The organism is Streptomyces sp. NPDC094147 (assembly GCF_044764265.1).
GTDB lineage: Bacteria > Actinomycetota > Actinomycetes > Streptomycetales > Streptomycetaceae > Streptomyces.
Window position 1 is genome coordinate 26606 of sequence record NZ_JBIWHT010000030.1, and the last position, 23085, is coordinate 49690.

The window sequence follows — 23085 nt, forward strand, 5'->3', positions numbered from 1 at the left end:
GCGGGGCTCCCGGCGGCACCGTGCCGCCGGGAGCCCCGCTCGCTTGACCGTCCGCCTAGATGAAGGAGTTGATCTCGATCGTCTCGGTGCGGCCGGGGCCGACGCCGATCGCGGAGATCGGGGCGCCCGACATCTCCTCAAGCGCCTTCACATAGGCCTGCGCGTTCTTCGGCAGGTCGGAGAAGGACTTCGCCTTGGTGATGTCCTCGGACCATCCCGGCAGCTTCTCGTAGATCGGCTTCGCGTGGTGGAAGTCGGTCTGGGAGTACGGGAGTTCCTCGACGCGCTTGCCGTCGATCTCGTACGCGACACACACCGGGATCTCCTCCCAGCCGGTCAGCACGTCCAGCTTGGTGAGGAAGAAGTCGGTCAGGCCGTTCACCCGGGTCGCGTACCGCGCGATCGGCGCGTCGAACCAGCCGCAGCGGCGGTCACGGCCGGTGGTGACGCCCCGCTCGCCGCCGATGCGGCGCAGCGCCTCGCCGTCCTCGTCGAACAGCTCGGTCGGGAACGGGCCCGCGCCGACACGGGTCGTGTACGCCTTCAGGATGCCGATGACGCGGCTGATCTTCGTCGGGCCCACGCCCGCACCCGTGCAGGCGCCGCCCGCGGTCGGGTTCGAGGAGGTGACGAAGGGGTACGTGCCGTGGTCGACGTCGAGCAGGGTGCCCTGGCCGCCCTCGAAGAGCACGACCTTGTCGTCGTCCAGCGCCTTGTTGAGGATCAGCGTGGTGTCGGCGACGTACGGCTTGATCTGCTCCGCGTACTGGAGCATCTCCTCGACGATCTTGCCCGCCTCGATCGCGCGGCGGTTGTAGATCTTGGCGAGCAGCTGGTTCTTGCCCTCAAGGGCCGCCTCGACCTTCTGCTCCAGGATCGACTCGTCGTAGAGGTCCTGGACGCGGATGCCGACGCGGTTGATCTTGTCGGCGTAGGTCGGGCCGATGCCGCGGCCGGTGGTGCCGATCTTCCGCTTGCCGAGGAAGCGCTCGGAGACCTTGTCGAGCGTGACGTTGTACGGCGTGATCAGGTGAGCGTTGCCGCTGATCAGGAGCTTGGAGGTGTCGACGCCGCGCTCGTTGAGACCGCTCAGCTCGGAGAGCAGGACCGCCGGGTCGACGACGACTCCGTTGCCGATCACCGGGGTGCACCCCGGCGAGAGGATCCCGGAAGGGAGAAGATGCAGCGCGTACTTCTGGTCGCCTACGACAACCGTGTGGCCGGCATTGTTGCCGCCCTGGTAACGCACCACATAGTCAACGGATCCACCGAGGAGGTCGGTGGCCTTTCCCTTGCCCTCGTCACCCCACTGAGCACCGAGCAGCACAAGTGCGGGCACAGGCGTACACCCCTTCCGGGCGGGGCATGTCCAAGGTCAGGGGCATACGCGTTCCATACGTGGACGCGTACACCATGGGCCTGATCCGTTGAACCGCTGCCCCGGAATAGACGAAGCCCCTGGCGCAATAGCGCAAGGGGCTCTTGCACAAAGATGCTACCCGAGGAAGGACCGAGGTGTCGGCTGCGCACCAGCTCGTCGTGCTCATCGACCCGGTCGCCCGCCGTATTGACGGCGAGTCCGTACGGATCGCGAAGGATGTGCTGTGTGCGGGAGCACAGGCGAAGATTTGCTGGCCGCAGGACCCGGAGGAATTCGCGCGGGCGCTGGCCCGGCGGGGCGGGCGGCGCACGGTGGTGGTCGGGGACGACCAGGCGCTGCTACGCACCGTGACGCTGCTGCACAAGGAGCGTGAGCTGGACCGGGGTGCGCTCGCGCTGGTGCCGGTGGGCCCGGCGGCCTCGCTGGAACTGGCCCGCACGCTGGGCGTGCCGCTGGGCGCGGTGGCGGCGGCGCGGGCGGTCCTCGAAGGCACCGAGCGCCGCCTCGACCTGCTCGTGGACGACAGCGACGGGGTGGTCCTCGGCGCGCTGCGGATCCCCGCCCTGACCCGCCCCGCGCCGGTCGCGCCGGTCGCGCCGTCGACGGTATGGGGCACCTGCCGCTCGCTGGTCCGCACCCTGGTGCGGGCGCCCGCACCGGTGGCGGCGGTGGCGCACCGGTTGCGGGTGGAGGCGGACGGCATCCTCTTGACGGACGTGGACCGCCCGGTGGCCGGGGTGTCCCTGGCCTCGGCGGACGGGCTCGCGCAGGTGGTGGTGCACGGGCGTTCCGGCGAGCGGGTGCGGGCGGCGGCACGGGCGGTGACGGTGTCCGGCTCCGTCTCCACGGGAGGCTTCCGCTACCGCGCGGACGAGGTCGTGGCGGGCCCGGTCCGCACCCGCACGTGGACGGCACTGGCGGGCGCGTGGGGGCTGGTCCTGCCGGGGTGACCCGTCAGTCGCCGACCAGCAAAATCAAGCCCCTCATGGGGGTCCCCCCTGGCCCTTTAGGCCTTGGGGGAGATTGAGGAGCGGGGGTCTGGGGGCGGAGCCCCCAGGCGCGGTCCGCGGACGAAGTGGCGGGGGTCCAGGGGGCGGAGCCCCCAGGGTCTACTTCGGGGGGATGGGCGGGAGGTCCAGGGTGGTGCGGTGGGTGCGCCAGCGGTCCATGAGCTGGGACAGCTCACCGTGCAGGAACGTGAAGAACGCCGCCGTCTCCGCCATCCGCGCCCCCGCCGCCGTATCCGGCCCGCCCGCACTGGCGACCCCGTCCCGCATGACCTGCTCCCACCGCGTCAGCACCCGGTCGCGGTTGGTGAAGGTCTCGTACCAGAGCTCGTTGTGCAGCACGTACCGGTCCCGCCGCGAACCGGGTTCGCGCTCCCGGCCGACCATGTTGACCTGCGAGAGGTAGCGGATCGCGCCCGAGACCGCCGCCGGGCTGATCCGGAGGGCCGAGGCCAGTTCCGCCGAGGTCATGGAGCCCGACTCGGAGACGAGCAGCGCCGCGAAGACCCGGGCCGCCATCCGCTGCATGCCCGCCTCGGTCAGCTCGGAGGCGAACCGTTCGACGAACCGGGCCACCGCGTCCTCGTCGCGCTCCACCGGCATGCCCTCCCGCACGTCCCGCACCTCCCGCTCGCTGTTCACCCTGCGCCACCGATCCCAGACTTTACACGCTTCCTTAACTTCACAACTTCGTGAAAGTACTGTACGTTCAAAAGCATGACGAAGGCAATCACGGTCGCCGGACTGCACAAGTCGTTCGGGCGCACACACGCGCTGGACGGCCTCGACCTCGCCGTCGAGACCGGCGAGGTCCACGGCTTCCTCGGCCCCAACGGCGCCGGGAAGTCCACCACCATCCGGGTGCTGCTCGGCCTGCTGCGCGCCGACTCGGGCGCCGCCCGGCTGCTCGGCCGCGACCCGTGGACCGACGCGGTCGACCTGCACCGGCACGTGGCCTACGTACCGGGAGACGTGACCCTGTGGCGCAACCTCTCCGGCGGCGAAGTCATCGATCTGTACGGCAGGCTGCGCGGCGGTCTCGACACGTCCCGCCGTGCCGACCTGATCGAGCGGTTCGAGCTCGACCCCACCAAGAAGGGGCGCACCTACTCCAAGGGCAACCGGCAGAAGGTCGCCCTGGTCGCCGCGTTCGCCTCGGACGTGGACGTGCTGATCCTGGACGAGCCGACCTCCGGACTCGACCCGCTGATGGAGGAGGTCTTCCAGGGCTGCGTGGAGGAGGAGCGCGACCGGGGCCGGACCGTGCTGCTGTCCTCGCACATCCTCAGCGAGGTGGAGAGCCTCTGCGACCGGGTGAGCATCATCCGCCGGGGGAAGACGGTGGAGACCGGTTCGCTCGCCGAGCTGCGCCACCTCACCCGTACGTCCGTCACCGCCGAACTCGCGGGCGCACCCGACGGGTTGGCGAGCCTGCCCGGCGTGCACGACCTCGCCACCCACGAGATCGAGGGCAGCCGGGGCAGGCGGGTCAAGTTCCAGGTCGACACCGACAAGCTGGACGCGGTGCTCCGCTCGCTCACCGAGTCGGGCGTACGGTCCCTCGTCTCCACCCCGCCCACCCTGGAGGAGCTGTTCCTGCGCCACTACACCGGCGCGGAGGGACGGGAAGGGGCGGTGGCGCGATGAGTACGGCAACCCTGACCATGTCCGTACGGACCCGGTCCACCGGTGAACTGACCGGCACCGGCGCCCTGTTGAGGCTCGCGCTGCGGCGGGACCGGGTGATGATCCCGGTGTGGTCGGTGGCGCTCGGCGGCCTGATCGCGAGCGGCGCGAGCACTCTGGAGAAGGTGTACACGACGGCCGCCCAGCGCGCCGACCTCGCGCGCTCGATGAGCGGCAACAGCTCGCTGCGGGCGCTGTACGGGCCGGTCTTCGGCGACTCGCCCGGCGGGCTCACCGCGTGGCGGTTCGGCGGGTTCGGGTGTGTGCTCGCGGCGGTGATGAGCCTGCTCATCGTCGTACGGCACACCAGGGAAGAGGAGGAGAGCGGGCGTCAGGAACTGCTGTCCTCGGCGATGGTGGGGCGGCGGGCGCCGCTGACGGCGGCGCTGCTCGCCGCGTTCGTCGCCAACGCGGGCGTCGCCCTCATCATCACGGCCGGGCTCGCCAAGTCCACCGGAAACACTGCCGGTTCGGCCGCGCTCGGGCTGACGACCGGGGCGATCGGCATGCTCTTCGCGGGCATGGCGGCGATCATGGCGCAGCTGACGGAGAGCGCGCGGCTCGCCAAGGGGCTCACGGGTGCGGTGCTCGGCGCGGCCTTCCTGCTGAAGGCGGCGGGCGACACCGCGACCGACAACGGCTCCTCGGTGCTCGACCGGCTCTCGCCGCTGGGCTGGGCCGAGAACGTGCGGCCGTTCGCGGGCGAGCGGTGGTGGGCGCTGCTGCTGATCGCGGCGGCGGTCCTCGCGCAGGGCGCGGCGGCGTACGTGCTGGCCGGGCGGCGTGACATCGGGATGAGCTTCGTGCCGCCGAGGCCCGGTCCCGCCGAGGGGCGGATCACGACGGCGTACGGGCTCGCCCGGCGGCTCCAGCGGGGCGGCGTGATCGGCTGGAGCATCGGATTCGCCCTGGCCGGGCTGCTGTTCGGCGGGATGACCAAGGGAGCGGCCGATCTGGTCGGCAACAACGCGCAGACCAAGGAGATCATCCAGCGGATGGGCGGCCAGTCCGGCCTGACGGACGCGTTCCTCGCCACGATGGTCGGCATGCTGGGCATGGTCGCGGCGCTGTACGCCACCTCTTCCGTACTGCGGCTGCACGGCGAGGAGACCGGGCAGCGGGCCGAACCGGTGCTCGCGAACGCGGTGGGCCGCCTGCGCTGGGCGGCCGGGCACCTGGTGATCGCGTTCGGCGGGGCGGCCCTGATCATGGTGGTCGGCGGGCTCGGCCTGGCGGCCGGCTACGGCAGGGAGCCGGGGGCGATCCTCGGCGCTGCGCTGGTCCAACTGCCCGCGATCTGGACGCTGGCGGGCCTCGCGGTGCTGCTGTACGGAGCGTTCCCGAAGGCCGCGCAGGCGGCGCTCGGGGTGGTCGGGCTCTGTCTGGCGCTCGGCTGGATCGGGCCCGCGCTGAACCTGCCCCGGGCCGTCCTCGGCCTCTCGCCCTTCGGCCACCTGCCGAAGCTGCCGGGCACGGACATGGCGTGGACTCCGGTGCTGGTTCTGACGCTGATCGCGGCGGCTCTGGTGACGGCGGGGCTCACGGCACTGCGGCGCCGGGACCTCAGCACGTGACCTGGAGTTCCTTGAGACCCCGGATGACGAATCCGGGCCTGCGCTCCGGCTCGGCGGCCAGCCGCAGCCGGGGCGCCTTTCTGATCAACTCCCCGAAGGACGCCTGGAGTTCGACGCGGGCCAGCGGGGCGCCGAGGCAGTAGTGGATGCCCGCGCCGAAGGAGATGTGCGGGTTGTCGGCGCGGGCCAGGTCCAGCGTGTCCGGGTCGGCGAACCTCGCCGGGTCGCGGTTGGCGGAGCCGAAGAGCAGGGCGACCTCGCTGCCGCGCGGCAGGGTCCGCCCGGCGAACTCGATGTCTTCGAGGACCCAGCGTTCGAAGAGCTGGAGCGGGGTGTCGAACCGCATCAACTCCTCTACGGCGGTGGGGAGCAGCGCATCCGGCGCGGCCCGGAGGGCGGCGAGCTGTGCGGGGTCGCGGAGCAGCGCCGACCAGCCGTTGGCGGTGGTGTTCACGGTGGCCTCGTGACCGGCGTTCAGCAGCAGCACGCAGGTCGAGACCATCTCCTGCTCGCTGAGCCGGTCGCCGCTGTCGTCCTCGTACGCGGCGATGAGTGCGGAGACGAGGTCGTCACCGGGGCTCTTGCGGCGCGCCGCGATCAACTCCCGTAGATACGCGCTGAATTCGAGGGAGGCGGTGACGGCCCGGGTGGCCGTGGCCTCGTCCGGGTTGAGCTCGTACATGCCGCAGATCGCGGCCGACCAGGGGCGAAGGAGCGGCCGGTCCGCCTCGGGGATGCCGAGCATCTCGGCGATGACCGCGACGGGCAGCGGCTCGGCGACCGCCGCGATCAGGTCGCCGCCGCCCGCCGCGCAGAAGTCGTCGACCAGGCGCGCGGCGAGGCGCCGTACGGTCGGGGCGAGCCGGTCGACGGTGCGGGGGGTGAACGCCTGCGAGACCAGCCGGCGGATCCGGGTGTGGTCCGGGGGCTCCAGATCGAGCATGCCGTGGTCGTTGAGGGTGTGGAAGGGCTCGTGCGCGGCGGGTGGTGCGGGGCGGCCGAACTCCTCGTGGCTGAACCGGTGTTGGTAACTCCGCCCGAGCCGTCGGTCTCGCAGCAGCGCGGATACGTCCGCGTGGTGCGGCACCAGCCACTGCCCGGTGGGCGCGTAGTGATGCACCCGGCCGGCGGCACGGAGCTCCGCGTACGCGGGGTAGGGGTCGGACACGAATTCGGCCGAGCCGGGCAGGAAGACGGCGCTGGCATCCATGCGGGTGAGCATGCGGTGCGGGGGGCCGGGGATCAAGCCCCTTTCACCCACCCGCCCGCCCGTGACGGCCCTGCCGAAAGCTGAGCACCAGTGGGTACCCACCCACCGCCGGCGCCCGCCCGCCCGTGACTCGGTCAAGTGCAACCCCCAGGGGCGCGAGGAACCGCACGACCAGCCACGCACAGCCCGCAGCCAAGCGAACACACCAACCCACCCAGGGGCGCGAGGAACCGCGCGACCAGCCACACACGGCCCGCGGCCAAGCGAACACACCAACCCACCCAGGGGCGCGAGGAACTGCGCGACCAGCCACACACAGCCCGCAGCCAAGCGAACACACCAACCCACCCAGGGGCGCGGGGAACCGCGCGATCGGCCACGCACGGCCCGCAGCCAAAGCGAGCGCACCCGCCCCGCGTCGCTCAGGCCGGGGTGACCAGGCGGGTTTCGTACGCGTACACCGCCGCCTGCGTACGATCCCGCAGACCCAACTTCACCAGCACCCGGCTGACATGCGTCTTGATCGTGGACTCGGCCACCACGAGCCGGTCCGCGATCTCCTGGTTGGAGAGGCCCTGGGCGATCAGGACCAGGACCTCCGTCTCGCGGTCGGTGAGCTCCTCGACCTGCCCGGCCGGGGACGCCCCCGCCCGCTGCACCGGCATCACCCGCGCGAACTCGTTGATCAGCCGACGCGTCACGGACGGCGCGAGCAGCGCCTCGCCGGACGCCACCACCCGTACCCCCTCGGCGAGTTGGCGCGCCGAGGCGTCCTTCAGCAAGAACCCCGACGCCCCCGCCCGCAGCGCCTGGTAGACGTACTCGTCCAGGTCGAACGTCGTCAGGACGAGCACCTTGGAGGCGGCGTCCGCCGCGACGATCTCCCGCGTCGCCTCGATGCCGTTCATGCCCGGCATCCGGATGTCCATCAGGACCACGTCGGGCCGCAGCGCCTGCACCTGGGCGACCGCCTCGCGGCCGTCGACCGCCTCGCCGACGACCTCGATGTCCGGCTGCGCGCCGAGCAGCACGGAGAAGCCCTCGCGCACCATCACCTGGTCGTCGACGATCAGAACCCGGATCGTCATGCCTGCCCGTCCTTTTCCATACCCGCCCCGGCCGGTGCCGCGTCCACCTCGACGGCGGCGACGGGGATGAAGACGGTCACCTCGTACCCGCCCTCCCCGGTCGGCTCCGCCGTCATCGCGCCGCCCAGCATCGCCACCCGCTCCTCCATGCCCGTGATCCCGTGGCCGGACCCCTGCGAGGGGCCCGCCTCGCTGGTCGCGGGGCCGTTGACGATCCTGAGGCCGAGCCCGCCCAGAACGTACCCGATCTCCACCCGGGCCTCGGCGCCGGGCGCGTGCCGCAGCGTATTGCTGAGCGCCTCCTGGATGATCCGGTACGCCGACAGCTCGACGCCCTGCGGGAGTTCGCGCACCGCGCCGGTGACGGTCTTCTCGACGGGCAGCCCGGCCTCGCGGACGTTGTCGAGCAGGTTCTCCAGGTCGGCGAGGGTGGGCTGGGGCGCGTCCGGGGCCTCGTAGTCCTCGGCGCGTACGACACCGAGCACCCGGCGCAGCTCGGTGAGCGCGGCCACCGCGTTCTCGCGGATGGTGGCGAAGGCCTGGGCGAGCTCGGGCGGCGGGTTCTCCACCCGGTAGGGGGCGGCCTCGGCCTGGATGGCGACCACCGACATGTGGTGCGCGACCACATCGTGCAGCTCGCGCGCGATGTTGGTGCGCTCCTCCAGGACGGTCCGCTTGTCGCGCTCCACGGCGGTGACCGACTTCTCGGCGATGACCTGCCGCTCCGCGTCCCGCCGGATGTGCCGTATCGCGATGATGAGCAGCAGGATGCCGGAGACGGTCGCCATCTGCCAGGTGTTGCTGGAGTCCGCGTAGCCGCGGACCGAGCCCAGCACCACGCCGAACACCAGGGTGACCAGCCACATCCAGCCCGCCACGCGGGGGCGGGTGCGCAGCGCCACCACGGTCAGGACGGCGAGGTGCATGGAGAACGAGGGGGGCGACCAGGGACCCATGCTCCCGTGGTCCCCCACCACACCGGTGACGACCGTCGCCGCGCAGGACAGCCAGAACGCCCCGACCGGGCGCACCAGCGTCATGACCATCGGCACGGCCAGGATCAGCCCGCCGAACAGCCAGGCGATGCCGGCGCCGAAGTCCTCCGGGCCGCGCGCGTAGCCGAACATCAGCACCCAGAACGCGAGCAGGCAGACGAAGGCGTGCGGGGTCCAGCCCGCGTACTCGCGTATCCGGCCCCGGAGCCGGCGGGTCAGCCGCCCGTCGGTGCGCATCCTGGGGAGCGGGCGGTAGGCGAACGCGTCGTGGAACAGGTCCTTGCGCAGCCCGCCGTACGCGTCCATGGCCAGCCGGAACTCCGGGCTGCGCTGTGCGCCGCCCGCCTTGCCGCCGCTCCCGTGGAGGGGCCTGGTCGTCTCATTCACACCGCCAAAGGTAGGCGGCGGACCGCCCGTTGGCGTCCGGCGCGATGCGGATCCTGCGGGGTCCGCCTCAGGGACTACGCGAAGGAGCGGAGGGCGGCCGATGCGGGGTCAGGCGGTCACCTTGGCGACGAAGGCGGCGACGTTCGCCACGGTCCGCTCGATCTTCTCCTCGATGGTGAGCGTCTCGTGCAGCCGGGCCCCGAGGCCCGCTTCCTTCTTGCCGCGTACGTACAGCGAGCAGGCGAGGTCGCTGCACAGGTAGGCGCCCACCGAGTTGCCCTGCTTGCCGGGCTTGCCCGCCTTCGGCGCGACCATCAGGGACACGTTGCCGCCGTGCGTGGTCAGGCACATCGAGCACATGCTGCGCCGCTGCTGCCCGGAGACGGAGTTCGGGCAGCGCAGGGCGAGCGCCCTCGGGCGGCCGTCCAGCTCGACCACGAGGTAGGCGCGGTCGGGCGCCTGGGGATCGCGCCAGCCCAGGTAGTCCAGGTCGTCCCACGGCCGGTCGGCCAGGTCACGCGGTACGGACAGGCGCTTCGCCTCGCCCTTGGTGCAGTTCACGAACGCGGCACGGATCTCTTGCTCGGTCAGCGGCTTCATAAACGTGATGCTAATTTGCCTAAAGCTTTTAGGCAAGCGCATAATCGATGTAGGAGAACGGAAGGATCCACGCCATGGTGCGCGCAGGACTGACCACCACCCGCCTGGTCCGGGCGGGTGCGGAGCTGGCCGACGAGATCGGCTTCGACCAGGTGACCCCGTCGGCACTCGCCCGGCGGTTCGACGTCAAGGTGGCGAGCCTGTACTCGCACATCAAGAACGCCCAGGACCTCAAGACCAAGATCGCCCTGCTCGCCCTGGAGGAACTCGCCGACCTGGCCGCCGAGGCCGTGGCCGGACGGGCCGGCAAGGACGCCCTGGCCGGCTTCGCGAACGTCTGCCGCGACTACGCCCGCCGGCACCCCGGCCGCTACGCCGCGACGCAGTTCCCGCTCGACCCGGACACCGCGGCGGACAGCGCCGCCTTCCGGCACTCCCTCATGATGCGGGCGATCCTGCGCGGCTACTCCCTGACCGAGCCGGACCAGACGCACGCGGTGCGGCTCCTGGGCGGCACCTTCCACGGCTTCATCGCCCTGGAGGCGGCCGGAGGCTTCAGCCACAGCGCCCCCGATCCGCAGGAGAGCTGGACGCGGACGCTGGACGCCCTGGACGCCCTGCTGCGGAACTGGCCCGCGTCATGACCGGGCCGAACCACGCGTGGACGACCACGCCGATCACCGCCGAACTCCTGCGCGGAGCCGTCGAGTTGGAGCACACCGAGCACGGCGTACTGCCGCACCGGCTGCCCGCGCGGGCCCGCACGCAGGGCGCCGACGCGCAACTGCTCATGGCCGAGTCCCAGCCCGCGGGCATCCGCCTCGCCCTCCGCACCCGGGCCACCGCGATCGAGCTGGACGCGCTGCCCACCAAGCGCGTCTACGTCGGCGCCCCGCCCAGGCCGGACGGCGTGTACGACCTGCTGGTCGACGGACGCCCGGCCGGTCAGGGCAGTGTGCCCGGCGGGCGCACCCTCACCATCGACATGGCCGCGGGGACGGCCGAGCACCGGGACGGCCCCGTGGGCACCCTCCGCTTCGACGGCCTGTCCGGGGCGCCCAAGGACATCGAGATCTGGCTGCCGTACAACGAGACCACCCAACTCGTCGCCCTGCGCACCGACGCTCCCGTCGAGCCCGTACCGGACCGGGGCCGCAAGGTCTGGCTGCACCACGGCAGTTCGATCAGCCACGGTTCCGACGCCGCGAGCCCCACCACCACCTGGCCCGCGCACGCCGCCTCCCTCGGCGGCGTCGAGCTGATCAATCTGGGCTTCGGCGGCAGCGCCCTGCTCGACCCGTTCACCGCGCGTACGCTGCGGGACACTCCGGCCGACCTGATCAGCGTCAAGATCGGCATCAATCTGGTCAACACCGATCTGATGCGGCTGCGCGCGTTCGTACCGGCGGTGCACGGCTTCCTCGACACCATCCGCGAGGGCCACCCCGGCACGCCGCTGCTCGTGGTCTCGCCCGTCGTGTGCCCCATCCACGAGGACACCCCGGGCCCCAGCGCCCCCGACCTGGCCGCGCTCGCCGACGGGCGGCTGCGGTTCCGGGCCGCGGGCGACCCGGCGGAAGTCGCGGCGGGGAAGCTGACGCTGCGGGTCATCCGGAACGAGCTGGCCGGGATCGTGGCGCAGCGGGCCGAGGACGACCCGAACCTCCACTACCTCGACGGCCGTTCGCTCTACGGCGAGGCGGACGCCGCCGAACTGCCGCTGCCCGACGAGCTCCACCCGGACGCCGCCACCCACCTCCGGATCGGCGAACGCTTCGCCGAACTCGCCTTCGGGAAGGGGCCGTTCGCGGACGTCGACGCGTAGAGGGGCGAGGCGGAAGCCGGTGGAGGCGGCGCCTCGCAGAGGCGGCGCCTAATAGGCGAGCTGGGCGATCTCCTCGGCCACCACGGCGCTAGCGTCGGCCGCCGGGTCGATCAGGGGGAAGTGGCCCACGTCCTCCAGGAGGGTCAGGCCCACCGTCTCGCCCGCCTTGGCCGCGGCGTCGACGTACGCCTCGGCCACGGCCTGTGGTACGACGATGTCCTCGCGGCCCTGCACGATGGCCGTGGCGATCCCGGTGGGCAGCAGGGCCGCGGGGTCGGCGTGCGGGGCGCGCGCCGCCAACTCGCCTTTTCCACCCAGGAGTTGGGCCACGGCCCCCGAGCAGACGTCCAGCTCCACGGCGGTGGCGAAGTCGGCGATGGGGGCCAGGGCCACGACTCCGCGCAGGGCGGCGGGGCCCCGGGTGCGCCACGGTGAATCCTCCGGCAGTACGTGCCGGGCCGCCGCCCACAGCGCGAGGTGGCCGCCGGCCGAGTGCCCCGCCAGCACGGTGCGGCGCGCGTCGGCCCGCGGCACGGCTTCGCGTACGAGGCCGGGCAGCGCGTCCAGCGCCGCCGCCACGTCGTCGAAGGTGTCCGGCCAGCGTCCGGCGACCGGGCCCTCGCCGCCCTGCTGCGGCAGCAGACTCCCCCGCCGGTACTCGACGTTGGCCACGGCGAACCCGCGCCGGGCCAGGAAGTCGGCGAACGGAGTGAGGTGCCGGCGGTCGTACGGGGCCCGCCAGGCACCGCCGTGCAGGAGGACGACGAGGGGGGCGGCGTTGTTTCCGTCCCGGGGGAGGTAGAAGTCGACCACCTGGTCGGGGTGGGGGCCGTAGGCGGCGGTGGCGTCCGGGGCGACGGGGGGATGGGAAAGGGCGGAGGCCTCTTCGGCCGCGTCACGCTCTGCGGGATCCGTCATTCCCCAACCTTTCGCCAGGCCACGCGGGTTGATCACGCTACCAGGGCCCTGCGGGGCGGGCGGGGGGCCTTCCTTTCCCACCCGCCCGCCCGTGACGGCCCTGCCGAAAGCCGAGCACCAGTAGGTGCGCACCCACCGCCGGCGACCGCCCACCCGCGGCCGGAACGCCCGCCTCCAGCGGGCCGTTCACCCACCCGCCCGCCCATGACGGCCCTGCCCAAGGCCGAGCACCAGTAGGTGCCACCCACCACCGGCGACCGCCCACCCGCGGCCGGAACGCCCGCCTCCAGCGGGCCAATTCACCCACCCGCCCGCCCGTAACGGCCCTGCCGGAAGCCGGGCACCAGTGGGTGGGCCCCGGCGCCGGCGACCGTCCGCCCGCGGTCGCCAATGGCGGGTGACCCAGGGACAGTTCCTCAGCCTCGCAGGGGGACGAACGGGTGGGCGGGTGGGAAGGGTGGAGGTTCCCTCAGCTCAGTACCCTCGACAGTTCAGCCGCCGCTCGCTCCGCGTCCGCGAAGCCCACGTACAGCGGGGTGAAGCCGAAGCGGAGGATGTCGGGGCGGCGGTAGTCGCCCACCACCCCGCGTGCGGTCAGGGTGCGCATCACCTCGCCCGCCTCCGGGCAGCGGAGGGAGACCTGGCTGCCGCGCTCCGCATGCGCGAGGGGCGTCACCGACGACACCCGGCCCGCCGGAACGTACGCCCGCACGCACTCCAGGAAGAAGTCCGTCAGGGCCAGGGACTTCGTCCTGATCGACTCGATCGAGACTCCGTCCCACACCTCCAGCGCCGACTCAAGGGCCAGCATGGACAGGATGTCCGGGGTGCCGACCCGGCCCCGTACCGCGCCCTGGCCCGGCACGTACTCCGGCCGCATCCCGAAGGGGTCCTCGTGCGAGTTCCAGCCGGGCAGCGGCGAGTCGAACCGGGGCTGGTGGTCGCCGCGCACGTACAGGTACGCCGGTGAACCCGGGCCGCCGTTCAGGTACTTGTAGGTGCAGCCCACCGCGAAGTCGACGCCGTGCGCGTCGAGGCCGACCGGCAGCGCGCCCGCGCTGTGGCACAGGTCCCAGACCGCCAGGGCGCCCGCCGCCTGAACGGCCGCCGTCATCCCCGGCAGGTCGTTCAGGCGGCCCGTCCGGTAGTCCACGTGGTTGACGAGGACCGCCGCCGTGCGCGGGCCGAGCGCGGCCGGGATGTCGGCGGGGGCCAGCGCCCGCAGCTGACGACCCGTCATACGGGCGGCGGACTCGGCCACGTACCCGTCCGTGGGGAACGTCGACGCGTCGACCAGGATCTCGTCCCGGTCGTCCGGCGCGAGCCGGGCCGCCGCGACCAGCGCCTTGAAGACGTTCACGCTGGTGGAGTCGCCGACCACGATCCGGCCCGGCGCCGCGCCCACGAGCGGGGCGATACGGTCGCCGATGCGCTCCGGCGCGGTCCACCAGCCGCTCTCCTCCCAGGAGCGGATGCGCAGTTCGCCCCACTCGCGGGCGATGACCTCCTGCATACGGGCGGGAACGTGGCGGGGCAGCGCACCCAGCGAGTTCCCGTCGAGGTAGACGGCGCCCTCTTCGAGCGCGAACAGCTCCCGGTGCCCCGCGAGTTCGTCTGCGGCGTCCAGCGCCGCGGCCCTCCCGGCCGGCGTCGTCGGCTCAGACATGGCTGCGCGCCGTCCACAGCTCGGGGAACACGTTCTTCGTGGCGCGCTTCTCCAGCCAGGCCACCCCGGCTGAACCGCCGGTGCCCGCCTTCGCGCCCATCGCCCGCCGGGTCGCGACCAGATGGTCGTTGCGCCATCTCCACACGAGTTCGCCGACATCGGTCAACGCCTCGCCCAGGCGCACCAGTTCACCGTTCTGGTCGCCCGCGTACAGCTCGGTCCAGACCGCCTCGACCTCGGCGGACGGCTCGTACTTCTGGGTCAGGTCGCGCTGGAGGACCGTGGCGGGGACCGCGTACCCGCGCCGGGCGAGCAGGGCGAGCACCTCGTCGTACAGGCTCGGTTCGCCCAGCGCCTTCTCCAGCTCGGCGTGCACGCGCGGCGCGCCCCGGTGCGGGACCAGCATCGACGCGGACTTGTCGCCGAGCAGGAACTCCATCCGCCGGTACATCGCCGACTGGAACCCGGAGCCCTCGCCGAGCGCGGCCCGGTAGGAGTTGAACTGCGCCGGGGTCAGCTGCGCCAGCGGCGTCCACGAGGCGTTGAGCGCCTCCAGCTCCCGCACCGAACGCTTCAGGGCGTCGACCGCGACCTGCACCCGGTCCGCGCGCAGCGCCCGCGAGGCGGTCTCCCACTCGTGCACGACGACCGTGAACCACAGCTCCATGACCTGGGTGGTGACCAGGAAGACCATCTCGCCCGGGTCGTCGGAGCGCAGGTGCTGGAGGTGGGTGAGGACGTCCGCCTGGACGTAGTCCTCGTACGGCGTGGTGCCCGCGAAGTCCAGATTCGGGGTCTCCGGCTCGTCACCCGGCAGGGGCGACGCGACCGGTTCGGACATCTTTGATGACATCGCTGTCTCCTCGATGTGTCCGGGTAGCGGTCCGCCCCTTCCTTCATCGGCATCGGAGCCCCGGTCCCCACCGGCATCATAAGCACGCCCGAGCCGCTTGGTCAGGGCACCGAGGGGCCCGAGATGAAGGTCCCGGACGGGGTGAAGGGCCAGGCGTTGGACTTGCAGCCGTTGAGGCCCTTGATCTGCTGCATCATCACCGGAGCGAGCTGTCCGGGCCCCGGGCAGGACATGTGCTGGTGGTAGCCGATCAGGTGCCCGATCTCGTGGTTGATGATCAGGTGCCGGTACTCGGCGGGCGGCCCGTCGTACTGCGGCGAGCCGGTCACCCACCGCTTCAGGTTGACGATGACACCGCCCTCGACCTCGCAGTTCAGCTCGCCGCCGGTGTCGCCGTTGGAGGCGCACAGCCGGTCGGTGGTCCTGGGGGTGGCGATCTTGATGACGACATCGGCGCCGTCGGCCACCAGCTGGAAGCGGCCCTTGCCGTGCGCGGCCCAGCTGCGCGGGTCGGCGAGGATCTTCTGGATGTCGAGGGCGGCGTCCTTGGCGGACACGTCCACCCCGTCCTCGACCTGCACCTCGTAGCGGCGCACCGGTCCCGCCGTGCCGACGATCTGGCCGGAGGCCCGCGCGGTGGTGAAGGTGCCGGGCCCGGACAGGGGTACGGCGGGGGCGCTCGGGCCGTCGGAGGCCGAGGGCCCCGCGGGCAGCGGCTCGGCGGGCAGCGGGGACTGCGCCTCCATGGGGCTCGGCGCGGTGTTGCCGGGTTCCACGGCGCTTTTGTGCCCGCCGCCAGGCCACTGGGCGACGGCGACCGAGCCGACCACCGTCACGCCGAGCAGGCACCCGACGACGAGCAGCACCCGCGAGCGCGCCCGCCGCCGCGCGGCCCGGCCGCGCTGCCGCCGGGCCCGGCCCGGTGCCCGGTCCTCATGCGGTGCCTGTCGGCGGCCACCACCGACTGCGCTGCGGGCGCCTCGCTTGCCCAAGACGGAGTTCTCCTCTGGTCCCCGGCTGGAGTTGGGGGGAGAGGAGTGGGGCCTCGCGCCAGCCTGTCAATGCGGCCGGGCGCGCGCGGTTGGTGCTGTACGCGGGTGCCCGTGCCGTCCGTGTCAGCTGTACAGACGGCACGGACGGCGCGGCCGTTCCCGCTGAGCGTTCCCGATCAGCGATTCCGCTCAGCGTTCGCGATCAGCGTTCGCGATCAGCCCAGGGTGTCGGCGGCGAGCGGCGAGGAGTCCCGCAGGAAGGTCGTGCAGCGCTGGTACTCGGCGTCCTCACCGATCGCCTGCGCGGCGCGCGCGAGGGCGTGCAGGGCGCGCAGGAAGCCGCGGTTGGGCTCGTGCTCCCACGGCACCGGGCCGTGCCCCTTCCATCCCGCGCGGCGCAGCGAGTCCAGGCCGCGGTGGTATCCGGTACGGGCGTAGGCGTACGACTCGACGGTGCGGCCGCCGTCGAACGCGTCGTCGGCGAGCTGCGCCCAGGCGAGCGAGGAGGTGGGGTACTTGGCGGCGACATCGGCGGGCGCGGCACCCCCGGCGAGCAGCTCACGCGGCTCCGGGTCGTCGGGCAGCAGGGTCGGGGCGGGGCCCCCGAGCAGGTTCTCGTGAATGGACATGGGCCCCAGTCTGCCCGAACACCATGTCCAGCCCCTCCGGCGTTCGAGGAGCGGGGTCTGGGGGCAGCTCCCCCAGCGGCTCAGGGCGCGCCCGCATCCCGCCCAGGCTCAATCGCCGGCCCGGAAACCCCGCACTGCATCCGGCACTGCGGCTCGGAAGCCGCCAGGCCCGGCCGGCGCACGGTCAGGAAGGCAACCACGGAGGCCAGCACCAGCGACCCCGCGCACATCGGCATCGCCCGCCGGAACGTCGCCCCGAACTCCGCCGCCGAGCGGTACGCCTCCGGCCCCATCCCCGCGGCCAGCGGCAGCGCGGCCACCGCGATCAGGCCGGCGGCGCGCGCGGCGGCGTTGTTGATGCCGCTGGCGAGCCCGGCCCGCCCCGCGTCGACGGACCCGAGCACCGTCGCGGTGAGCGGCGCCACCAGGGTGACCATGCCGAGGCCGAGCACGAGCAGCGCGGGCAGCACATCGCGTACGTACGACGCGTGCTCGCCGACCCGCAGCATCAGCAGCATTCCGGCCGCGCACAGCAGCGGCCCGACGGTGAGCGGGATGCGCGGCCCGATCCGCTGGCCGAGCTCGCCCGAGCGGGCCGAGAGCAGCAGCATCAGCACGGTCGTCGGCAGCAGGGCGGCGCCCGCGCCGAGCGCGGAGTACCCGGCGACGACCTGGAGCTGGAGCGCGGCGAGGAAGAAGAATCCGCCGAAGGCGGCGTACACGCACACCGTCACCGCGTTGACCGCGGTGAAGACCCGGGAGCGGAAGATGTCCGGCGGCAGCATCGGGTCGGGCAGCCGCCGCTCGCGCCGCGCGAACGCCGCGCCGAGCCCGAGGCCTGCGACCGCGGCCCCGACGACCAGCCGCGACGGGCCCTGGCCCGGGGCCTCGATCAGCGCGTACGTCACGAGGGCGAGGGTCAGCGCGCCGAGCGCGGCGCCCAGCGCGTCGAAGCGGCCGGTGTGGGCGCGCGGGTCGCGCGACTCGGGTACGTGGCGCAGGGCGACCGGTACGCAGAGCGCGGCCAGCGGCACGTTGATCAGGAACACCCAGCGCCAGCCGGGGCCGTCCACCAGCCAGCCCCCGAGGAAGGGGCCGACGGCCGCGCCGACCCCGCCGAGCCCGGACCACACGCCGACCGCGCGGGCCCGGTCGTCGGGGTGGAAGCTCGCCTGGATGATCGCGAGGGAGCCGGGGGTGAGCAGGGCGCCGCCGATGCCCTGGAGGGCGCGGGCGGCGATGAGCACCCCGGCGTCGGGGGCGAGTCCGCACAGCAGCGACCCGGCGGCGAACCACACCACCCCGATGACGAACACCTTCCGCCGTCCGTAGCGGTCGCCGAGGGCGCCGCCGAGCAGGATGAGGCCGGCGAGGGTGAGCATGTAGGCGTTGACGGTCCACTGCAGGACGGCCATGTCGGCGTTGAGGCTGGCGCCGATGTGGGGCAGGGCGACATTGACGACGGTCGAGTCGAGCATGGCCATGCCGGACCCGAGCACGGTGGTGAGCAGCACCCACCGGCCGGTACGGGTGCCCATGCGTACGTCGTCCGCCACAGCACAACTGTCCCCCAGAACCGGGCGCTCCGCCCCCGGACCTCCGGTTCTGGAGAGGTCGGGGTGGGGAAAAGTCAGGCCAGCCGGCCCAGCGCCCGCGTCAGCGCCCCCACCCCCGCCTCCGCCTTAGCCCGTGGGCACCCCACGTTCAGGCGGACGAACCCCGGCGCGCCGTACACCTCGCCCGGCATGATCGCGACCCGCTCGACCTCCACCAGCTCGCGCTGGAGCGCCGCGTCGTCCACACCCAGTGGACGAAGATCGATCCACGCGAGGTAGCCCGCCTGCGGAGGGGCCCAACTCAGCGTGGGGAACGCCGAGTTGAGGCGGTCGGCGACCAGCGACAGGTTGCCCGCCACATACGCCCGCACCGCGTCCAGCCACCCTCCGCCCTCCCGGTACGCCGCGATGTGCGCGGTCAGCGAGAGCACCGCGGGCGAGCCGAGCCCCTCCCCCGTCTCCATGCGGCGGACGAACTCCGCACGGTCGGCCGCGTCGCCGACGATCCCGTACGCCCCCGTCAGCGCGGGAAAGTTGAACGACTTCGTACCGGAGGTGATCAGCGCCCAGCGGCCCCGCCCGAACCGCGTCCACGGCAGGTGCCGATGGCCGTCGTGGACGAAGTCCGCGTGGATCTCGTCGCTGATCACCGCGACCCCGTGCCGCTCGGCGAGCTCCGCGAATCCGGTCAGTTCGGGCTCCGTCCACACCCGGCCGGTCGGGTTGTGCGGCGAGCACAGGAGCAGCACCCGGCTGTCGTGCCGGGCCAGCGCCGCCTCCAGTGCGGCCGGGTCGCCGAGCGGGACGCCGCGCAGCTCCCGCCCGAGCCCGCCGACCGCCTTGCGGAAACCGTCGTACACAGGGGTGTGGACAACGATCCCGTCCCCCGGCCCGGTCCACATGCGCAGGAGCTGCGAGAGCTGGTTGAGCACGGAGGGCGCGTACACGAGCCGGCCGGTGTCGATCTCCGTCGCGTGCCGGGCCCGGTACCAGTCGCGTACCGCCGAGCGGAATTCCTCGTTCTGCCAGTCGGTGTAGCCGAACACCCCGTGCGCGACCCGCTCCTGGAGCGCCGCGAGCACCGGGGGCGGGGAAGCGAAGTCCATGTCGGAGATGGTGAACGGCAGCAGCCCGGCCGCCCCGAACCGCTCGGCCACCCCGTCCCACTGGATGCTCCAGGTACCGCGCCGGTCGACGGGTATGTCGAAGTCGTACGTCATCCAAGGCCTCCGGATACGGCTCGGGCCCGGCCACCCCCGAAGGGGAGGCCGGGCCCGAGCGGCAAGACGTGGTTACTTCAGCTTGGTGCCGGTCGAGCGCAGGTTCGCGCACGCCTCGGTCACGCGCTTGGCCATGCCGGCCTCGGCCAGCTTGCCCCAGGTGCGCGGGTCGTACGTCGACTTCTTGCCGACCTCGCCGTCGACCTTCAGAACGCCGTCGTAGTTGCGGAACATGTGGTCCGCGACCGGGCGGGTGAAGGCGTACTGGGTGTCGGTGTCGAGGTTCATCTTCACGACGCCGTTCTCCAGCGCGGTCGCGATCTCCTCGGCCGTGGAGCCGGAGCCGCCGTGGAAGACGAAGTCGAACGGCGAGGCCTTGCCGTACTTCTCGCCGACGCCCGCCTGGAGGTCCTTGAGCAGCTCGGGGCGGAGCACGACGTTGCCCGGCTTGTAGACGCCATGGACGTTGCCGAAGGACGCGGCAAGCAGGTAGCGGCCCTTCTCGCCCAGGCCCAGGGCCTCGGCGGTGCGCAGCGCGTCGTCGACGGTCGTGTACAGCTCGTCGTTGATCTCGTGGCTGACGCCGTCCTCCTCGCCGCCGGTCGGGGTGATCTCGACCTCAAGGATGATCTTCGCGGCGGCGGCCTTGGCGAGCAGTTCCTGGCCGATGGCCAGGTTGTCCGCGAGGGTCTCGGCGGAGCCGTCCCACATGTGGGACTGGAAGAGCGGGTTCAGACCCTTGGCGACGCGCTCGGCGGAGACCTCCAGGAGCGGGCGGACGTAGCCGTCCAGCTTGTCCTTGGGGCAGTGGTCGGTGTGCAGCGCGACGGTGATGTCGTACTTGGCGGCGACGACGTGCGCGAACTCGGCCAGGGCGACCGCGCCGGTGACCATGTCCTTGTTGTACTGGCCACCCAGGAACTCGGCACCGCCGGTGGAGATCTGGATGATGCCGTCGCTCTCGGCCTCCGCGAAGCCGCGCAGCGCAGCGTGCAGGGTCTGGGTCGAGGTCACGTTGATGGCCGGGTAGGCGAACTTGCCTGCCTTCGCCCGGTCGAGCATCTCGTTGTAGACCTCGGGGGTTGCGATGGGCATCTGTCCGCTCCTTGTGATGTGCGGGTGTGCGATATGTGCTGGCCCTGACCTGGGGGCGACGTCATCGTCGCGGCCTATCTTTCCAGACTCTGGCCCTGGCTCCACCCGGCGGACGCGCGAGGGGCGGGCCGTTTCACGTGAAACAGCCCGCCCCTTGAAAAATGCGCAGGTCAACACCCGTATGGCCGGATCTCGGGACCTAGGTCACGAGTTTTACGCGAGACCGAGTTCCGTCGAGGAGAAGGCGAAGACGTACGGCACGCCCGCGCCCTCGGTGATCTTCTCGGCGGCGCCGGTCGCGCGGTCCACGATCGTCGCGACGGCGACGACCTCGGCGCCGGCCGCGCGGACCGCCTCGACGGCGGTCAGCGGCGAGCCGCCGGTGGTGGAGGTGTCCTCGACGACCAGGACCCGGCGGCCCTTGATGTCCGGGCCCTCGACCTGGCGCTGCATGCCGTGCGCCTTGGCGGCCTTGCGGACCACGAAGGCGTCCAGGGTGCGGCCGCGGGCGGCGGCCGCGTGCAGCATCGCGCCGGCCACCGGGTCGGCGCCCATGGTCAGGCCGCCGACCGCGTCGAAGTCGAACTCGGCCGTGACGTCGAGCATCACCTGGCCGACCAGCGGCGCGGCGACGCCGTCAAGGGTGATCCGGCGCAGGTCGACGTAGTAGTCGGCCTCGATCCCCGAGGAGAGGGTCACCTTGCCGTGGACCACGGCCTTGTCCTTGATCTGCTGGAGCAGGTCAGCGCGTACGTCAGTCATGCCAGCCAGCTTAGAGCCGCCGCCAGGTCCATGTGGTCGCCAGCTCCAGCGGGTCGATGGGGGTGACGAGGCGGGGCAGGGTGTTGAGCCCGTTGGGCGGGCCCGACTGCGGCTCCACGCAGACGGCCTCCTCCTGCTCGTCGTAGACCACGACCCACTCGGTGGGGCTGGTCACCTTCAGTTCGAGCCGCCCCGGCCAGGTCAGGGTGACGTCCACGCCGTCGGGCATCCCGAAGCAGTCGTCCCAGGGACCGGGCAGGGGCTCGATGCGCCGCCCGGTGGGAAGGTGGTCGTCGCCGCGCTCCTCCTGCCATTCGGGCGCGAAGGCGAGCTCGACCCGGCTGCCGTCGATCTCCCGGTTGAACCAGGGGTGCCAGCCGGCCTGCGCGGGGAAGGAGTTGTCGTACGTCTCGACGCCCATCCGCACGGTCAGCGCGTCCGGGGTCAGCTCGAAGATCTGGGTGACCCTGCCGGTGTAGGGCCACGGATCGGTCAGCTCGTACGTGAAGACGGCCTCGGTGTCCGAGACCCGGGCGGTCTTCCACGCGGTGTCGCGGCCGGTGCCGTGGATGGCGTGCGGGGCCGCGTTGAGCGGCAGCTGGTACTTCTCGCCGCCGTCACGGAACTGGCCGTTCTCGACCCGGCCGCACCACGGCACCATCGGGAAGCAGCCGTACTTCTCGCCCTGGCGCAGCACCTCGGTGCCGTCGATCCGCAGGCTGCTGATCCGGCAGCCGTTGCCCGCGTCGACGGTCAATTCCGTGCCGCCGGCGCCCAATTTGATCTGGTCACTGCTCACGCCCCGACCCTAGCCGGTGGGGCGGGTCGACGGGTCAGCGGCGGCGCCTGAGCGCGCGGCCTACGACGACCGCCGAGGCGAGGGCGAGCGCCGCGGCGGGTGCGACCCAGCGCAGGGTGACGCCGGCGCCAGCCCCCGTGGGCGCGGGCACCGGGGCGTACCGGCCGCGCGGCGGTGCGTGGTCGACCTCCTCGGCGCTGCGGCCGATCATCGTGCGGCGGGCGTGCGCGGCCTCGGCGGGCATCGTCTCGTCGACCTCGATGGCGAACTCCTCGTCGGCGAGCCGGTCCAGGGACGGCGGCGGCACCTCCGTGTCGAAGACCGAGGCGAGCTCTGCCGCGTCGAGGTCGGTGTTGAGGTCGGTGTCGGCGAGCTCGGCCGGTGCGGGCCGGGCGAGCGCCGAGGCGAACCGGTCGAGCAACCGGGCCGCCGAGGCCCGGACCGCCTCGGCCGGGACGTCGGCGGCCCGGCCCTCGGCGAGCGCGGTCCCGGCGAAGGCGAGCAGGGTGCCGCCGGGGGCCGGTTCGAGCCGCACCGTCAGGGCCAGCTCGGCCGCGCCCGCCCCGCGCACCTCGACGCCCTCGCCCTCGAAGGCGAACACCTCGCCGTCCCGCTCGCTGACGCGCAGGGCACCGCGGTAGGTGATGGTGCTCCCGCCGAGGCGGACCTTCAGCCGGCCCGCGATGGGCGGCTCGCCCGCATCCTGCTGGAGCCCCGGCACACAGCCCGCGACCCGGGCGGGGTCGCGCAGCGTCTGCCGGAGTGACTGGGCCTCAACCGGAACGAACACCTCATGCTCCATAGCCACCGAGCCTACTCAGCACCGGCCGTCACGTCTGCGC

Annotated in this window: 22 protein-coding genes; 5 read left to right on the top strand and 17 right to left on the bottom strand. The window is 72.5% G+C overall.

Features of this window, described 5'->3' with window-relative positions; translation table 11 throughout:
• Positions 1 to 55 precede the first annotated feature (55 nt).
• Positions 56 to 1339 carry an adenylosuccinate synthase gene (locus tag ACIQ8J_RS30025; RefSeq protein WP_403272781.1) on the bottom strand — a complete coding sequence of 428 codons (1284 nt, stop codon included), beginning with the start codon at positions 1337 to 1339 and terminating at the stop codon, positions 56 to 58.
• Positions 1340 to 1515: 176 nt separating this feature from the next.
• Between ACIQ8J_RS30025 and ACIQ8J_RS30030 the strand changes: the two genes are divergently transcribed.
• Positions 1516 to 2331 (top strand): diacylglycerol kinase, encoded by an 816-nt coding sequence (locus tag ACIQ8J_RS30030; protein ID WP_403272780.1) that lies wholly within the window; start codon positions 1516 to 1518, stop codon positions 2329 to 2331.
• Between the two features lie 159 nt (positions 2332 to 2490).
• Here the strand turns inward: ACIQ8J_RS30030 and ACIQ8J_RS30035 are convergent, their stop codons facing one another.
• Positions 2491 to 2991 (bottom strand): GbsR/MarR family transcriptional regulator, encoded by a 501-nt coding sequence (locus ACIQ8J_RS30035; RefSeq protein WP_403272825.1) that lies wholly within the window; start codon positions 2989 to 2991, stop codon positions 2491 to 2493.
• Between the two features lie 114 nt (positions 2992 to 3105).
• Between ACIQ8J_RS30035 and ACIQ8J_RS30040 the strand changes: the two genes are divergently transcribed.
• The gene (locus ACIQ8J_RS30040; protein WP_403272779.1) at positions 3106 to 4035 is read left to right on the top strand and encodes an ATP-binding cassette domain-containing protein; all 930 of its coding nucleotides are present in this window, start codon (positions 3106 to 3108) and stop codon (positions 4033 to 4035) included.
• Complete coding sequence (locus ACIQ8J_RS30045) at positions 4032 to 5648, top strand: ABC transporter permease (RefSeq protein ID WP_403272777.1); 1617 nt, start codon at positions 4032 to 4034, stop codon at positions 5646 to 5648. The genes ACIQ8J_RS30040 and ACIQ8J_RS30045 overlap by 4 nt, the downstream gene beginning before the upstream one ends.
• On the opposite strand, the gene ACIQ8J_RS30050 is transcribed toward ACIQ8J_RS30045, so the two are convergent.
• From ACIQ8J_RS30050 to ACIQ8J_RS30065, 4 genes are all read right to left on the bottom strand, one after another.
• Complete coding sequence (locus tag ACIQ8J_RS30050) at positions 5638 to 6858, bottom strand: cytochrome P450 (protein ID WP_403272776.1); 1221 nt, start codon at positions 6856 to 6858, stop codon at positions 5638 to 5640. The two genes, ACIQ8J_RS30045 and ACIQ8J_RS30050, sit on opposite strands and share 11 nt — an antisense overlap.
• 422 nt (positions 6859 to 7280) lie before the next feature.
• Entirely contained in the window at positions 7281 to 7946 is a 666-nt protein-coding gene (locus ACIQ8J_RS30055; RefSeq protein ID WP_403272775.1) for a response regulator, read from the bottom strand.
• Positions 7943 to 9328, bottom strand: coding sequence for a sensor histidine kinase (locus tag ACIQ8J_RS30060; RefSeq protein WP_403272773.1), 1386 nt, complete (start codon positions 9326 to 9328; stop codon positions 7943 to 7945). The genes ACIQ8J_RS30055 and ACIQ8J_RS30060 overlap by 4 nt, the downstream gene beginning before the upstream one ends.
• A gap of 108 nt (positions 9329 to 9436) precedes the next feature.
• A complete protein-coding gene (locus ACIQ8J_RS30065; RefSeq protein ID WP_403272772.1) occupies positions 9437 to 9928 on the bottom strand; it encodes an FBP domain-containing protein in 492 nt (163 codons plus the stop codon).
• 74 nt (positions 9929 to 10002) lie between these two features.
• On the opposite strand from ACIQ8J_RS30065, the gene ACIQ8J_RS30070 reads away from it, so the two are divergent.
• Positions 10003 to 10572 (top strand): TetR/AcrR family transcriptional regulator, encoded by a 570-nt coding sequence (locus ACIQ8J_RS30070; protein ID WP_403272770.1) that lies wholly within the window; start codon positions 10003 to 10005, stop codon positions 10570 to 10572.
• The gene (locus ACIQ8J_RS30075) at positions 10569 to 11753 is read left to right on the top strand and encodes a GDSL-type esterase/lipase family protein (RefSeq protein WP_403272768.1); all 1185 of its coding nucleotides are present in this window, start codon (positions 10569 to 10571) and stop codon (positions 11751 to 11753) included. The genes ACIQ8J_RS30070 and ACIQ8J_RS30075 overlap by 4 nt, the downstream gene beginning before the upstream one ends.
• A gap of 48 nt (positions 11754 to 11801) precedes the next feature.
• Here ACIQ8J_RS30075 and ACIQ8J_RS30080 read toward each other — a convergent pair whose 3' ends face one another.
• The 11 genes from ACIQ8J_RS30080 to ACIQ8J_RS30130 all read right to left on the bottom strand — a co-directional run bounded on the left by ACIQ8J_RS30080 (position 11802) and on the right by ACIQ8J_RS30130 (position 23045).
• On the bottom strand, positions 11802 to 12671 hold the full coding sequence (locus ACIQ8J_RS30080; protein WP_403272767.1) for an alpha/beta hydrolase family protein: 870 nt from the start codon (positions 12669 to 12671) through the stop codon (positions 11802 to 11804).
• 469 nt (positions 12672 to 13140) lie between these two features.
• Entirely contained in the window at positions 13141 to 14337 is a 1197-nt protein-coding gene (kynU, locus tag ACIQ8J_RS30085) for a kynureninase (RefSeq protein ID WP_403272766.1), read from the bottom strand.
• The gene (locus ACIQ8J_RS30090; RefSeq protein WP_403272765.1) at positions 14330 to 15190 is read right to left on the bottom strand and encodes a tryptophan 2,3-dioxygenase family protein; all 861 of its coding nucleotides are present in this window, start codon (positions 15188 to 15190) and stop codon (positions 14330 to 14332) included. The genes kynU and ACIQ8J_RS30090 overlap by 8 nt, the downstream gene beginning before the upstream one ends.
• Before the next feature lie 101 nt (positions 15191 to 15291).
• Positions 15292 to 16182 (bottom strand): DUF3152 domain-containing protein, encoded by an 891-nt coding sequence (locus ACIQ8J_RS30095; RefSeq protein ID WP_403272764.1) that lies wholly within the window; start codon positions 16180 to 16182, stop codon positions 15292 to 15294.
• 215 nt (positions 16183 to 16397) lie between these two features.
• Positions 16398 to 16811, bottom strand: coding sequence for a DUF3151 domain-containing protein (locus ACIQ8J_RS30100; RefSeq protein ID WP_403272763.1), 414 nt, complete (start codon positions 16809 to 16811; stop codon positions 16398 to 16400).
• Between the two features lie 80 nt (positions 16812 to 16891).
• Positions 16892 to 18349: an MFS transporter gene (locus ACIQ8J_RS30105; RefSeq protein WP_403272824.1), complete on the bottom strand. Its 1458-nt coding sequence runs from the start codon at positions 18347 to 18349 to the stop codon at positions 16892 to 16894.
• Between the two features lie 92 nt (positions 18350 to 18441).
• Positions 18442 to 19587, bottom strand: coding sequence for a MalY/PatB family protein (locus ACIQ8J_RS30110; RefSeq protein WP_403272762.1), 1146 nt, complete (start codon positions 19585 to 19587; stop codon positions 18442 to 18444).
• 72 nt (positions 19588 to 19659) lie between these two features.
• Positions 19660 to 20682, bottom strand: coding sequence for a class II fructose-bisphosphate aldolase (fbaA, locus tag ACIQ8J_RS30115; RefSeq protein ID WP_114040713.1), 1023 nt, complete (start codon positions 20680 to 20682; stop codon positions 19660 to 19662).
• 213 nt (positions 20683 to 20895) lie between these two features.
• Complete coding sequence (pyrE, locus tag ACIQ8J_RS30120) at positions 20896 to 21444, bottom strand: orotate phosphoribosyltransferase (RefSeq protein WP_403272760.1); 549 nt, start codon at positions 21442 to 21444, stop codon at positions 20896 to 20898.
• 10 nt (positions 21445 to 21454) lie between these two features.
• Positions 21455 to 22243 (bottom strand): aldose 1-epimerase, encoded by a 789-nt coding sequence (locus ACIQ8J_RS30125; protein ID WP_403272759.1) that lies wholly within the window; start codon positions 22241 to 22243, stop codon positions 21455 to 21457.
• Positions 22244 to 22277: 34 nt separating this feature from the next.
• Complete coding sequence (locus tag ACIQ8J_RS30130; protein WP_403272758.1) at positions 22278 to 23045, bottom strand: SRPBCC domain-containing protein; 768 nt, start codon at positions 23043 to 23045, stop codon at positions 22278 to 22280.
• Positions 23046 to 23085: the final 40 nt, after the last annotated feature.